We start from the raw sequence: 15112 nt of genomic DNA on the forward strand, positions 1-15112 counted from the left end.
TTAAAATAAAATAATGCCTGCTGCTCCAGCAACACTGAGAATCAGCAGGGGATGAAGCTTGTACTTGAGCAGGAGAAACAAACAAACTCCGCTAATAAGCAGTGTCGCGATCCATACCCAGCTTATGCCTGCTTCTTCAGTTGGATAGCCAAAATGAATGGCAGCATAGATAATAAGCCCCGTCGTTACTGGGCGCAAGCCATATAAAGAGGACTTTACCCATGAATTGTCGTGTATCCTATAAAATAAGGCAGAGAGTAGTACTATGACGACTAATGAAGGCAAAATCATACCTGCAGTAGAGACTGCGGCTCCGATGTAACCTGCCGTCCGATAACCAATCAACGTCGCGGCATTGGTTGCAATCGAGCCGGGCGCCATACTGGCCAGCGCTACGGTTTGTTGGAATTCTGCGCTTGTCAGCCATCCTTTTTCCGTTACCTCGTGTTGAATGATCGGGATAACGGCATAACCGCCACCAAACGAAACGAGGCCTACACGTATAAATATCATGAACAGGTCCCAGTACATCTCAATCGCTCCGATTCTTCTTGCTTAAATGTAATATTCCAGTTCCGGGTAGCTTCCTGTTACAGACTTCTTCTCCATTTTCACTTGAAGGCCCAGCCGTTTCTTGATCCGAATCATGACCATACCGCATATTAATCCCGAAAGAATAAGATAGAGGGGATGGATACCTGCAAACAACAGCACAGCTACGGTTACAATGGCAGCTATCGCTGTTGTTGTATCTAGGATGGAATACCTGGCCGTCCGATAAGCTGCCATACTAATTAGTGCAATAATGCCACCGTTCATTCCTTTTAAAGCGGCTTCAACTTTGGGTTGGTTACGAAATAGGATGGCGAGCATGCTGATCAGGATCACGATCAAAAACGTGGGACATGTCACGCCGATGACGGCTGACACAGCTCCCGCAATTCCTGCCTGGCGATGTCCAATCATGGCAGCGGCATTGACGCCAACTCCTCCGGGAGCGGAGCCGGCAAGCGATATAAGCTCACCGATTTCGTCCTCTTGCATCCATTTTTTCTTGTTCACCACTTCACGTTCAATAATGGGCAGCATCGCATATCCGCCTCCAAAGGTGGAAGGACCGATGCGGAAGAAAATCCAAAAAAGCTGTGCAAGTATCATACATTGTTCTTTCAGGTTTTTGATGCTACCCTCATCCTTTCCATCAGGCATGATGAATTCGAGGCATCGGCATGGACTCCTTGCCAAGCTCAGCCCAGATATATTTGAGCAGCAACTCTGTCTTGAGCTGGGTGTACTCAGGTTCATTCCACAAGTTAAAGCGTTCATCGGGGTCCTTTTCAAGATCGAAAAGTTCACCATAGGTTTGATTGTAATAAACGGTGATTTTATAACGCTGTTCGATATACGTTTTTTGATGAATCGTGGTGGGTTCGTGTCGAAATTCGCAGATAGCGTGATTACGAACGGCTTCATTGGTGCCAAGCCACACTTTCTTTTGATTCATGCCCGTCATGGCGTGCGGAATTGCAATGTTGCAAAGAGACAAAAAGGTGGGAGCCAGATCGACCAGCGATTGTATGGCATTTGATTTTTTTGCAGCAGGCACCATACCAGGATATCTTACAATAAATGGGATTTTTATGAGATCCTCGTAATGGAATCCACCCTTGGCCTGAAGACCATGCTGCCCGAAGAAATGACCATGATCGGTTGTGAAAACGACGATTGTATCGTCTGCAATGCCCAACTCATCCAGCTTATCGAGAATTTTGCCAATATATTTATCCATCATGCTGATCATCCCGTAATACACACCAACCAGTTTTTTCTTGTCATACGCTGTTAAGCGGGATTTGTCGCCATATTCATAATAATGATGCGAACGGTAGCCGTGGATGCCGAAGCCGGTTTCAACCAGATGCTCAAAATTCGGATTCTCTTCCTGAGTCAGCTGAAAATGTGGGGGGTTACGATCATGCTCTCCAGGTGTTATTGAGGGAATCGTCAGATCATCAGGGTCATACATCGAATCCCAAGGTTCCGGTACCAGATATTCCGGATGCGGGTCGAAAAAACTGGCCCACAGAAAAAATGGATCATCAGCATGGGTGTATTGCTCCAAAAGGGAGTTGGTTCGCTCGGCTATCCAGGTGTTGTAGTGATATTTCTCAGGGATGGGCCACGTATACGTTACGGAAGGGTCCATCGTCCCAGTTGGGGGAAGAAAGTAATCCCTCCAGTTCGTACATCCCTGTTCTTCCAGCCATAGCGCGTAATGCTGACCGACATGCGATTCATTCGTATGATTACGTGTTAACTCTATGTGGTCAAAGCCGTAAAATGGACCGTGGAAATGTCTCCAGTACTCCAAATCCTGCAGGATGGGATACGCTTCAGACGACGGGTATTCCTCTGTAGATTTTAAAGGCTGAAAATGTGCTTTACCTACTAGGGCAGTGCGGTAGCCTGCCTCCATGAAACTTTCCCCGACGGTATGACGATCTTCAAGCAGTTTTGTGCCTAACGTCCAGGCTCCATGCTGACTGGGGTACATGCCTGTAATAATAGAAGCACGGCTAGGGGTGCAGGTAGGGTTTGGGCAATAAGCCCGATCAAACGTTGTTCCTTGCCGGGCAAGACGGTCCAGATTGGGCGTGGAAATCTCAGACTGAAAAGCCCCGATCGTGTTCCAGTGCTGCTGGTCACTAGTGATTAGCAAAATGTTAGGTGTTCTCGACAAGTGTAATCGCCTCCTAGTAAGATGATATTGAAAAAAACGAGTTATAAAAATAGCCCGGTGTTATATTTTTATTGTCATTTTGTTATGATCAAACAAAATAGGAGAAGGAGGGAACTCCCTACGATGCAGGAATATGAGTATGAGTATGCAGAATTCATCTACTATAAGCCAGGATATTTGGATAAAGAGGAACACATCTGGCCAGTCCGGGCAGGGCGAAGTATAGCCAAATCCAATTACCGGGTTGGCCCCAAACGTATCGAGTGTTACAGTCTTCATTTTGTGCGTGAAGGTATGGTTAGGCTTGAGTTTGATGGCAAGCGAGTGGACCTGCAGAAGAATGATCTGTTTTGTCTGTTTCCCGGCAGAACCTATTACTATCACATGCTTCCCTCGGAATCTCCGCTGCAAATGAACTGGCTGGCATTGGATGGGCCTAAAGTCAAACCTTTATTGGAGCTGGCTGGCTTGACTCCGGAAAGTCCGTTTGGCAAACAGATGTTATCTCCACAGGTCCAGGAAACGTCGGAACGTCTGATTCATGCATTGGCATGTGTGGAACGGTGGAAGCCAGCAGTATCGCTGGAGTTGCATGGGTTGGTATATGGATTGTTAGCCAGTCTTGTTCCAGACACCAGCTACGCACAGCCTACAGAACTGGCGGGCTGGATTCATGAATGCATGGATTATATGGAATTACATGCAACAGAGGGTATTTCCGTGCAGCAGGTCGCCGACTTTGCAGGGGTACATCGTTCATACTTCTCCAATATGTTCACCAGTCAGGTCGGTCTGCCCCCGTTAAAATTCATGCAGAAAATACGAATGGATAAGGCAAAACAGCTGCTTAAGGATACGGATGCTACCATTACGGAGATTGCTCTGTCACTCGGTTATCCGAATTTATATTCATTTACCAGAGCATTCAAAATCTACTATAAAGTACCTCCAATCATGATGAGGAGAACCTCAAGCTGATCCTAAACATACAGATGTCCAGTATGGAGAACGCTTACTTTTTTGGATTGGATCTTGAAAAAAGGAGACTCCCACAATGAAGCTCTCTACATTGCAGAGATGGATTTCACCGAAACGCAGCATCCAGGGGAAAATTTTTATCGCTTTTATTGCCGTTACGCTTGTATCCATCGTTTCGATTACGGTCATTGTTTATATGAGCATGCGTGAGACGATTACGCAAAATGCCATTACGTCGGTTTCGGACAGTATAAGGCAGGCAGATGAATCATTGAACATGATGCTGGAAGAGATCGACCGTCTGAATACGGTCGTGGTGACTAACAAAAACACAGTCATTGACACCTTGCTCAGTCCGAATGAGGAGATCAGTTATGAGTGGTTTCAGGAGCAGAAGCGGATGGATGAATTTCTATCGTCCCTGATCGATTATAAGGCTTACATTTCACGGATAGCCGTGGTGGGTCTGAACGGGAAGGTGTTTTTCTCAGGTGGACCTTGGCTGGACAGGACCATCTTGGGTACGCCAATGATGAATTACATGCTGCAAAATGGATCAAGGCACGCATATTTCAAGCAGACAGGGGTGTCAGATGCCGTTACCATTGGTCGGGAGATTCGTTATAACCGTGCGACTATTGGGTTTGTCATGGTGGATCTGAATTATGAGTTTATCCAGAAAACATACGACGTGAGGCCAACTACAGATAGCATGATCTATGTACTGGACAAGGGAAATCAATTCGTCTATGAAACCCGAGCTACCTCATCTCTTACTCCTTCTGACCAGGAAATTAAGAAGATCAATCAGCAATTTACAACGAATGGTGAAGCGGTCAGGCGGTACATTGATGGAAAAGAATATATCGTGGTTTGCCGTCAATCCGACTATACTGGGTGGAGTACTATTTCTTTGGTTCCGATGGATTCTCTTCTGACCGAATCGGTGAAGCTGCGCAACCTGCTGGCAGAGGTGTCCATTATTGTGTTTGTCGTTGTTCTGATCGTTTCACTGCAAGTCTCTTCCCGAATAACCTTGAATATCCGGAAACTAAAATCGCTGATGATGTTGGTGAAGGATGGGAATCTGACACTTCCCCAAAATGAGATTAAAAGTGAAGATGAGACAGGACAACTGTACCATGTCTTTAACGGTATGGTGGAAGAATTGAAAGGTCTGCTCGAAGGAATCCGCCTTAGTGAGAAAGAGAAGCGGGAAGCTGAACTGACTGCGCTTCAGGCACAAATCCATCCTCATTTTTTATACAATTCGCTCAATACGATCAAGTATCTGGCCAAGCTGAACGGAGTGCCAAACATTGAAGAGGTCTCGGGATCGTTAATCGAGCTCATGCGAAGTGTCCTCGGTAATTTAAATGAATTTCTTACGGTACGTGAAGAATTGGCATATGTTGAGCACTACGTCTCCATTATGAAGTATCGATATATGAAGCCGATTCGGATGATTACCGAAATGGAGGATGACGCATTACTGGAGTGCCAGGTGTTGAAGCTGATGCTGCAGCCCCTGGTCGAAAACGCAATTATTCATGGTATTGGACCGCTCAAACAGGATGGATTCGTGTTGATACGGGTGTATGAAGAAGGAAACAATCTCAATATTGATGTGATGGACAACGGAAAGGGGATCACGGAGGAGCAACGGGAGTATTTACTGAAAGGTGCGGGTACAAACGGAGAAACATCACGTTTTAGTGGAATGGGTGTACGTAATGTACACGAGCGAATCGTTCGAACGTACGGCGACTCGTATGGCGTCCATTTGTGCAGTGAACCGGGGTTGTACACCAAAGCTGAAATTCGGCTCCCCAAACTGGAGAAAAGTATGGAAAATACCAAACGAGAGGTGATATAAGCCATGTTTCAGGTGCTACTCGTCGATGATGAACCGTTAGTACACCATAATCTATGGACGTTATTGGACTGGGCTGACTATGGATTTGAATTATGCGGTCAGGCGCATAATGGGTTAATTGCTTTAACGATGATTGAGCAGTCGCCACCGCATATTGCCATTATTGATGTAGATATGCCTGAAATGAACGGTGTAGAGCTCAATCGGGCAATTAATGAACGTTTTCCATGGGTTAAGACGATTATGCTTAGCAGCTATGACGATTATGACTATGTGCGAGATTGCCTGAACAATGGCTCCATTGATTATTTGCTCAAGCATCGATTGGACGAGTCAACACTGCTCAACATCCTGAATAAAGCCGTATCGGAATTGCAGCAGGAAGATCGGTTGCGTGAGAAACAGGTCGCCGAGAGCGCCATGGCCGAGAAAGTGAGTCCCGAGGTTATGCGCGATTATTTGCTGTATTTGCTCAAAAGACAGATGAAAGCAACGTACGGGTTTGAAGACTTTTCCCAGAAAAAAAAACTGTATCCGCATGCGTCCAGATATGCAACAGCAGCTTTACAGATTGTTCCGTTCCTGCTGCTGACGGAGTCATACAGTGACGTGCAGACCAATGGTCTGGTTCAGCAGGTCGTTGATATGATGCAGCAGAGTCTGGGTGATATCCATGAGCGGACAGCGGTGTACGTCGAGGAAGGGCGATTTGTTATCGTGTTTTCTTTCAGGGAACGAAGCGAACACATCATGCAGCGTGAGGTAGACGGACAACTGCGGAAGATTCAGCATGCATTGGAACTGTTCCTGAATCTGCAAAGTGTAATCGCAGTAGGACCTGTATGCACCAGTCTGTCACAGCTGGCATCCAGCTACTGCTCAGCCGAATACGAACTCGATGGATCTTCGTCTGTGAAAACGTTCAGAAGCCATACCGCCCAAGTTGAAACCCCATGTTCGGAAAAGCATTCCGATGAAAATGATGAGCGTCAGCGTGTTTCTCTGACCATTGAGGAGCACAAGCAGCTTCTGTTATCCATAGAAAGGTTTGACAAGCAAGGTGTGCATCAATTGATTTCCTCCATTATTGCTTCGATCGACCACCTGCCTATCCATTCACACACGGTTCAGATGATTGTCAGCGAGCTCATGCAAACGGGCGATAAAGCATGGAGGACCTACTTGCCTTCTACAGATCCAGCGGTAGCTAATCTGCCTTCAAGAAGCGAGCTTGGGCGCATGAAAAATATAAGAGAACTGGAGCAAGGCCTGCAATCCTTCTTCTCTAGCCTGTTTCATTTGCTGAATCAACATCGTGTAATCGGGTCCTATTCTCGCCATGTCACGCAGACGATCCATTTCATTCTGGAGAGGTATTCCGGTTATGTCACATTGGAGCTTGCGGCAAGCGTAATCGGTCTGAATGCCTCCTACTTAAGCAGAATATTCAAGGAGGAGACGCAGCGGACTTTTTCGGAATATCTGAATCAGGTTCGGATTGATGCAGGCTGCAAGCTGCTGGACAGTGGCCGATATTCGATCAAAGAAATAAGCATGCAAGTGGGATTTACGACGCACAACTACTTTTTTAAAGTATTCAAAGAAATAACGGGCTTAACACCACAAGCGTATTTGAGCAATCCGGGAAAAAGGAAGAACGCAACGAAGCTCACGTCTTTGCACTTGTGGGACTAGGCCGATAAGAGCAGTACTCTAAACTCGTAAAATATGTGGAGTAAAGGGTCATATTATTGTAATTACCTTCCATGTTCGGTGAATTATAATGAGCACACACCAACCGTGAACGCTTACAAATTAGGTTGGTGATAAAGAATTGTGGGGGGCACAACTTTATGCGCAAACGCTGGGGAAGAAATATGATCATGATGATGATCACTTCCAGTTTGATGCTGGCTGGATGCAATTCCGGTGGAACCAATAACGAATCTTCACCAGAGGTTTCGAAGAACGACGTTCATACGACCGGGTTTCCGATTGTGGACCAACCGGTGAATCTCAAGATGTTTACCCGAATTGCACCTGTAAATGGCCCTTTCAAGGAGATGCCGGTTTTCCAGGATTACGAGAAATTAAGCCATGTGAAGGTGGAATTCATTGAAGCGCAGACAGATGGTTTCCAGGAGAAAAAAAATCTGTTGTTTGCTTCGAATGAGCTGCCTGACGCTTTGTTCCGTTCAGGTATTTCCCCGCTTGAAGCCATCCGCTATGGCTCTGCCGGCCAATTGATCCCACTGGAAGATCTTATCGATGAATATGCTCCGAATTTGAAGAAATTAATGGAACAATATCCCGAAATTCGCTCAGGCATTACTACACCAGAGGGTCACATTTATACGATTCCGGGTATTGTTACGCTAAGTGCGGCGCGTACGGATAAGAAATGGATCAATCAGATGTGGCTGGACAAGCTGAATCTGAAAGTGCCGGAGACCACCGAAGAACTTTACGACGTGTTGCTTGCCTTCCGTGATGGTGATCCGAATGGAAACGGCAAACAGGATGAACTTCCGATGACAGCTCGTGTTGGATTGGCTGTTGTTAACGCGATGAGCGGATCATTCGGATTGGATTCACAGCTCGGCTATAACATCAATATTGAAAATGACAAAGTAAGTATCTGGATGGGCAGTGACCAGAATAAAGAAATGCTGATGTACTTAAACAAGCTGTATAAGGAAAAGCTTCTGGACCAGGAAATATTTTCACACACGGAAGCGCAATATCTGGCCAAGCAGGGATCGGGAAATACAGGTTTTTTCTTTGACCAGACGAATAACAACTTCTTGTCGATCAAAGACCAATATACCGGTATCGCCCCACTGGAAGGTCCGCAAGGTGACCGATTGCAGAGTCAGGCTCTGCCAATCGCCAGAGATTTTGGAGCCTTTGCAATCACATCCGTCAATAAATATCCGGAAGTCACGATGCGTTGGATTGATTATTTCTACAGTGACGAGGGTTCTACCCTGCTCAGATTCGGAAGAGAAGGCGAGCATTACGAGATGAAGGATGGTATTCCTTACTATAAAGAGGACTTCTTAAAAGAAATCAGTAACCAGGCCAAAATTACGCCTTATGCCGGCGGAGGCGCGCCACATCTTATCAGTGAACAGGTGGCTTCTTTTATCAATCCACCTCAAGTGCAGGAGGCGCAACAAAAGCTTGATCCGTTTATGCCAAAGGTTCGCTATGCCGCTCCAATGTTTGATGAGCAAACCGCCCAGGAAGTCAATATTCTGCGAAATGATATCGACAAGTATTACGAAGAACAGAGCACAAAATTTATCGTGGGAGCGCTTGGCTTCGACAAGTGGGAGCAATTCCAGTCCACGCTCAAAAAGATGAGAGTCGAGGAGCTGGAGAAGCTGTATCAGGATGCCTATGACAAGATGAAGAAATAAGGCTGGAACATCATGGATGAGGAGCAGATGCCCATGAAAAGCGCCAAAAACGATACAACGATTACGATGCCACGAAGCCATCCGAAAAAGAGTTCAGGCCTGTTAAGGCAAATGGGCAAAAGATTGGATTTGTACGTTATGCTGCTTCTGCCGATCACTTGGTATGTGGTATTCCACTATGCCCCGTTGTATGGACTGCAAATTGCGTTCAAAAATTTCAATCCGGCTAAAGGGATTCTGGGCAGCAGTTGGGAAGGCTTTGGCCACTTCGAACGATTTTTTGATTCCTATTATTTCTGGAGACTTCTATGGAATACATTATCGATTAACTTGTTCTCCTTATTGATTGCCTTTCCGATTCCGATTCTGCTGGCACTAATTATTAATGAAATTCGCAATAAAACCTTCAGCAAGTGGCTGCAAAATATTACGTATATTCCCCACTTTATTTCAGTGGTCGTTATCGTTGGCATACTGAATGTCTTTCTCTCGCCCCATACGGGTCCAGTCAATCTGCTGATTGAGGCATTCGGAGGTACACCGATCCGTTTTCTTGAGGAAGCAGGCTGGTTCAAAACCATTTTTATCAGTTCGAATATATGGCAGAACATGGGCTGGCAATCCATCATCTATATTGCAGCCTTGAGCGGAGTGAACCCGCATCTGTATGAAGCTGCCAAGATGGATGGAGCATCAAGGCTGCGGCGCATTTGGCATATTTCGCTACCCGGCATAGCTCCTGTCGTCATCATTTTACTCATTTTGGATATCGGTCATTTCATGAATGTAGGGTTTGAGAAAATTTTGCTGATGCAAAACAATCTCAATCTGGAATCGAGCGACGTCATTTCAACGTTTGTCTATACGACAGGTATCCTCAAGGGAGAATACAGCTATACAGCTGCTATCGGGCTCTTTAATTCAATCATTAATCTGCTGTTACTTTTACTGGTCAATCGGATTGCGCGCAAGACGTCTGAGACGAGCTTATGGTAAAGGAGGGCAAGATCCCATGTCCAAGCAGGCGACATTACAAGCCAGTTCCAATGAACGGATTTTCGATGTAATCATATACATCATAGCCTCGATCATTATCATCGCTGTGCTGTACCCGCTGATTTTTATCGTGAGTGCTTCGTTCAGTGATCCCACAAAAGTATTGAACGGAGAAGTCTGGTTACTGCCCAAAGGACTGACGTTGGACGCCTACACGAACATTTTGCACAACGAGAAGATTTGGCTAGGGTACCGTAATACGATATTTTATACGGTCGTGGGCACTGTGATTAACATTATCATGACCGTGTTGGCCGCATACCCCCTTTCCAGACCTGACCTTCCTGGGCGTAATGTACTCATGGTGTTTATCACGCTAACGATGTTTTTCAGTGGCGGATTGATTCCAACGTATCTATTAATCAAAAATTTGGGCATGGTGGATACGATGTGGGCTCTGATCATTCCCGGCGCGATCGCCACGTACAATCTGATCGTGATGAGAACGTATTTCCAGTCGAGTATTCCCTGGGAGCTGCAGGAAGCTGCCCACATGGATGGGTGCTCCAATTGGCGGCTGCTTCTGAGCATAATCCTGCCCCTGTCCAAGCCGATTTTGGCCGTGATGGTGCTGTTCTATGCCGTAGGACACTGGAATTCATTTTTTAACGCGCTCATCTATATTCGTAACGAAAATCTACATCCGCTTCAGCTGGTACTACGCGAAATTCTGCTGATCAGCCAATCCGATGCCGTGGACGGCAGCCTTGGATTGGAGGACAAAATCCTGCTCGCGGAGAGCATCAAATATGCGGTGATTATCGTCTCCAGTTTGCCTGTACTGTTGATGTATCCTTTTGTGCAGCGCCATTTTGTTAAAGGGGTCATGATTGGATCGATTAAAGGTTAAATCCATATCAACCACAATGATGGAGGAGATATGTTGAAATCAAACGCCAGAATTAGTATAGATTGTAGTCGCGTAAGTGAGCATACGGTCAACCCTTATTTGTTTGGCCATTTTGTGGAAGACATCCGGGACCATATGGAGGCGATGCTTTCATTTCCATTGAAGGATATGGACTTTGAAAGCGATGCTGAATCCAGTACTTCTGTATCAGGGAGCTGGCATGCCCACACCAACGGGAGAAATACTCAATTTGCGATGGAAGCCCCGGCTATAAGACATTCGGGTCGCGCTCAGCGTATTCGTATCTTTAGTGATGATGAAGCGTATGCCGGGATTGCACAAAACTGCGCATTGAAAGGGCCTATGGATTACACCGTCCGTATAGTTGCGCGAGCCTCCATTGAACTCCAGTATTTGATGGTGGAAGCGTTCGATAGACGTACGGAAGAAGTGCTTGGTCAGTTGAAAGTCGAATTGGACAGCCATAACTGGCGGGATTATGAAGGTCGGCTGACGATCCTACGTGCTTGTCCTGATGCAGAAATTCGGGTGTATATTCCGGCAGAGCATCCAAGATGGATCGATCACGTTTCCACGGGAATGCTTTGGCTGGATCATGTGTCTTTATTGCCTGTCGATCATATTGCTCTAGTGAAACGTGAAGTTGTAGAGATGACCAGAGCGTTAAACGCAGGCATGATGAGACTTGCAGGTAACTACATTAGCGCCTATCACTGGGAGCATGGTATCGGCCCGGTGCTGGAGAGACCTGTTATGTACAACGAGGCATGGGGAGGATGGACGAGCAAATATTTCGGAACGGATGAATTTATCCGCTTTTGCCACGAACTGCAGGTGGAACCTCTGATTTGCGTGAACGATGGATCGGGTACACCTGAAGAGGCCGCCCAATGGATCGAATATTGTAATGGAAGTGTGGATACCCCAATGGGGGCTTTACGAGCAAAGAATGGATCGCCGGAACCATATCATGTCAAGTACTGGGAGATTGGCAACGAGGTTTGGGGACAATGGCAAGTGGGTGCTTGCTCTGCGGAGCAATTTGCGGAGCGGACTGTACAGTTTGCTAAAACGATGAAGGAAGCAGATCCCTCTATTATATTGCTGGCCTGTGGACATTACGAGCAGGATTGGAATAAAAAAGTGCTTGCTCTGGCAGGGGAGCAGATCGATTATCTAACGTTGCATTTGTATCATGGCTACGGTCCCTTTGGCATGAATCGGGATACACCGGTGGAGGAACGATATAAAGCAATGGCTAGTTATCCAGAGTGGACCCGGCACTACATACGCCAGACAACGGAGGTCATCCATTCCGACATTAAACATCAGCACGTGAAGCTGGCCATCACCGAATATAACACGATGTATTATCCTAACACAGTGCGAAAAGGACTACCAGACGAACACACCCTTGGAGCAGCCGTGGCGAATGCGGCCAATCTGAATGAGATGATTCGTTGCAGCGATAGCGTGCACATCGGCAGTTTCTCCGATCTGGTTAATGGTTGGCTCGGGGGATGCATCCGTGTCGGTGATTTCTATGCCGATCAATATCGGGGCAAACAGGCTGGGTGGAGTGGACATCCGCTCACGATCTATGGAACTCCTACCTATGAAGTATTAAAGCTTTACGCGAATCGGGATATTCGTCATATTCTACCCGTAGAAGTCGAATGTGGAACATTCTCTGTAGCTTCAAACAAAAAAACGCCTGTAGATCTGGACGGGCTCCCCGATCTGGACGTTGTAGCCGGAACGAATGATGATCACAGCAGGGTCACCTTGTTTATTGTGAACCGAAGCTTGGAGGAAGTACCGGTTGAGCTGGATTTACAAGCTTTCCATGCGAGCGAAGAGGGGACCTTATATGAGATTACCAGCGATTCGCACAATAACATCAACTCCGTGTTTCAACCCAATCATATCAAGTGCACAGAACGGAGTGTTTTGACCGAGGATTGGCAGCGTGGTTGCGCATTACGTCCTTCATCCATCTATGTACTGGAGTTTGGAAAGGCAGACCAATAGAATCGACGTCCCGGATTGTAGACAAATAGGGTTTCAGAACTTGTAAATAAGTTCTGAAACCCTATTATCTGTTCTAGGTAGTGCCTCGAACATCCATAAATTGGATGATCGTCTAATCAATGTAGCCATTTAAATAGTTAATTGCGTTCGCTTATACAAAACGGGTATTGCCGCTGCTATAAGGATCATACCCATAATCGCGGGTGCGGCATGACCAAGTGATACATAGATTTGACCTCCAATGATAGGACCAATCATTCTTGCTAAAGCCTGAATAGATTGACTACCACCTTGAATCCTTCCTTGCTCACTAGAATCGACAGACTTGGAGAGCATGCCATTAAAGGAAGGCCCGAAGATGGAATCACCAAAACCGAATATAAACATGCCAGCGATAAAGAGAGGATAAAATGAGAACAAAGTAGATAGCGCGATGAGAGTGTAGCCTATAATCTCTGAAATCATTCCAAGAATAGCTATCTGTTTATCACTAAGTCTTTTCAAAAGCTTGGGCATGATGAAAGTTTGTGAGATGATGTCTTGGACACCCATAATCGAGAACATTAGTCCAATTATTGCAGGCTTCCAATTGAAAGTATCCATTGAAAATTGGGAGAAAACGGCCTGTAGAGATCCGTTGGGTATCCAAAGTAAGAACGCTGAGATCAGTAGTCTGTTTAAGTTTTTCATGGAAAGCAGGTTTGCAAGCTGTATGAATGGATTAAGTCTTGTAAAAGTAATTTCTGTGAGTCTATGTTTCTTGTCTAGGCTCTCAGGCATAAAAAAGAATCCATATATAACATTCACTAAAGTAATGATTGCTCCAAAATACATGGGTGCAGAATAATCAATCTTGGCGAGTAATCCGCCTACAGTCGGGCCAATGACGGTGCTTACACCTACAACCGCACTCACCCATCCAAAGTATTTGGTTCTCTGTTCCGGTGGGATGATGTCCGCAAAATATGCGAAAATTGTGCCTATGCTTCCGCCTGTTATACCCTCGATTATACGCCCCGCAAAGAGTACCCATAGGGCTCCACCTATGCCAAAAACCAAGTACCCGATTGCGGAACCTAAAAGGCATACCAAGAGTAATGGACGACGACCATATTTGTCGCTCAGAGCTCCAAGTACGGGGGCCGCAAAAAATACGCAGAAGGCATAAACAGATGTCAGCAGCGTAACAATGATAGCTTGTTCTCCCGGATTGCTTGTATAAGGCTGTACTAAGAATGGGACGACAGGTGCTATGATGCTGAATCCTATTCCGCAAAGAAACACAGAGATCAGACCGAATAATAAAGCGTGCTTGTCTATGGTTTGTTCTGTGTTCTGTGTATGTTGTGATCGTGATCGAAATTTAAACATTAATTTCTCCCCTCAAACTTCGTTATTTTATTTCCTTGGAAACATTCATATCGTACAGCTGCTTTGTTTCCTTGTCAACAAAATAATGACAATAAAAAAACAGCCTGTTCTCAAATAGAGCCCGGCTGCCTTTTATTTTGATTATTCAGATTTATTCCGACTTCAGATCTGTACCCAGCTTCTTTATTTCTGCATCCAGATGCCGATTATACTTGTCCACGAAGTTAAGCATACTCTCGAATTGATCATCGGTTACCTGCTCAAATACGGCTTTATCTCGCTCGTGAAACTCGTTATGCAGGTCCTCATGGATGTGATAAATGACTTTCCCTTGCTCTGTAAGCCTAAAATAGATTTCTTTCTTGTTATCCGACTTCTGGTAGCTTTCAATCAGGTCTTTTTCTATGAGCTTCTTTGTTAATTTACTAATCGCACCGCGAGTCATATAAAAGGACTCTGCAAGTTTTGTCACATTGGAATCTGCATTCTTTTCAATGTATTCGATGCAATGTACCTCAGAAGGCTTATAGCCCTTAAGATTTTCTTCCATCTTATCTTTATTAAGCCAAACCAGCTTGTTATATAAGTCCCTGAAACCCACTAAGACCTGTTCCTCTTTGTTCATGGCCTATCCTCCCACCCATTGGTGCACTACAATATTATATAAAATTTTGGTTTCCAGTTCAAAAGTATTAAAAACAATTATTTAGGAAGGGATACGTGCGTGATAAAAGAGAGTCAAAAACCTTTCTGGCTAATGTATAACT

At 45.5% G+C, this 15112-nt stretch carries 12 protein-coding genes; 7 read left to right on the forward strand and 5 right to left on the reverse strand.

What is annotated here, in order from left to right; translation table 11 throughout:
* From ACFVQB_RS05385 to ACFVQB_RS05395, 3 genes are read right to left on the reverse strand one after another with little or no spacing between them, the layout of a single operon-like run.
* Entirely contained in the window at positions 1–531 is a 531-nt protein-coding gene (locus ACFVQB_RS05385) for a chromate transporter (protein WP_379435344.1), read from the reverse strand.
* A 24-nt stretch (positions 532–555) separates the two neighbouring features.
* A complete protein-coding gene (locus ACFVQB_RS05390) occupies positions 556–1209 on the reverse strand; it encodes a chromate transporter (RefSeq protein ID WP_379435345.1) in 654 nt (217 codons plus the stop codon).
* Positions 1202–2740 carry a sulfatase family protein gene (locus ACFVQB_RS05395; protein WP_379435346.1) on the reverse strand — a complete coding sequence of 513 codons (1539 nt, stop codon included), beginning with the start codon at positions 2738–2740 and terminating at the stop codon, positions 1202–1204. Before ACFVQB_RS05395 ends, ACFVQB_RS05390 begins: the two co-directional genes overlap by 8 nt.
* 123 nt (positions 2741–2863) lie before the next feature.
* Here ACFVQB_RS05395 and ACFVQB_RS05400 point away from each other — a divergent pair, with 123 nt between their 5' ends.
* The 7 genes from ACFVQB_RS05400 to ACFVQB_RS05430 all read left to right on the forward strand — a co-directional run bounded on the left by ACFVQB_RS05400 (position 2864) and on the right by ACFVQB_RS05430 (position 12974).
* Positions 2864–3718 carry an AraC family transcriptional regulator gene (locus ACFVQB_RS05400; RefSeq protein ID WP_379435347.1) on the forward strand — a complete coding sequence of 285 codons (855 nt, stop codon included), beginning with the start codon at positions 2864–2866 and terminating at the stop codon, positions 3716–3718.
* A gap of 76 nt (positions 3719–3794) precedes the next feature.
* A complete protein-coding gene (locus ACFVQB_RS05405) occupies positions 3795–5594 on the forward strand; it encodes a sensor histidine kinase (RefSeq protein ID WP_379435348.1) in 1800 nt (599 codons plus the stop codon).
* Between the two features lie 3 nt (positions 5595–5597).
* Positions 5598–7289 carry a response regulator gene (locus tag ACFVQB_RS05410; RefSeq protein ID WP_379435349.1) on the forward strand — a complete coding sequence of 564 codons (1692 nt, stop codon included), beginning with the start codon at positions 5598–5600 and terminating at the stop codon, positions 7287–7289.
* Between the two features lie 158 nt (positions 7290–7447).
* Positions 7448–9016 carry an extracellular solute-binding protein gene (locus tag ACFVQB_RS05415; protein ID WP_379435350.1) on the forward strand — a complete coding sequence of 523 codons (1569 nt, stop codon included), beginning with the start codon at positions 7448–7450 and terminating at the stop codon, positions 9014–9016.
* Between the two features lie 33 nt (positions 9017–9049).
* On the forward strand, positions 9050–10012 hold the full coding sequence (locus ACFVQB_RS05420; RefSeq protein WP_379435351.1) for an ABC transporter permease: 963 nt from the start codon (positions 9050–9052) through the stop codon (positions 10010–10012).
* 16 nt (positions 10013–10028) lie between these two features.
* Positions 10029–10922: a carbohydrate ABC transporter permease gene (locus tag ACFVQB_RS05425; protein WP_379435352.1), complete on the forward strand. Its 894-nt coding sequence runs from the start codon at positions 10029–10031 to the stop codon at positions 10920–10922.
* Positions 10923–10955: 33 nt separating this feature from the next.
* A complete protein-coding gene (locus tag ACFVQB_RS05430; protein WP_379436352.1) occupies positions 10956–12974 on the forward strand; it encodes an alpha-L-arabinofuranosidase C-terminal domain-containing protein in 2019 nt (672 codons plus the stop codon).
* Between the two features lie 129 nt (positions 12975–13103).
* On the opposite strand, the gene ACFVQB_RS05435 is transcribed toward ACFVQB_RS05430, so the two are convergent.
* Both ACFVQB_RS05435 and ACFVQB_RS05440 read right to left on the reverse strand, forming a co-directional pair.
* Positions 13104–14345 carry an MFS transporter gene (locus ACFVQB_RS05435; RefSeq protein WP_379435353.1) on the reverse strand — a complete coding sequence of 414 codons (1242 nt, stop codon included), beginning with the start codon at positions 14343–14345 and terminating at the stop codon, positions 13104–13106.
* A 151-nt stretch (positions 14346–14496) separates the two neighbouring features.
* Entirely contained in the window at positions 14497–14970 is a 474-nt protein-coding gene (locus ACFVQB_RS05440; RefSeq protein WP_379435354.1) for a MarR family transcriptional regulator, read from the reverse strand.
* Between the last annotated feature and the right edge of the window lie 142 nt (positions 14971–15112).

Source organism: Paenibacillus sp. NPDC057886 (genome assembly GCF_042796655.1).
GTDB lineage: Bacteria > Bacillota > Bacilli > Paenibacillales > Paenibacillaceae > Paenibacillus.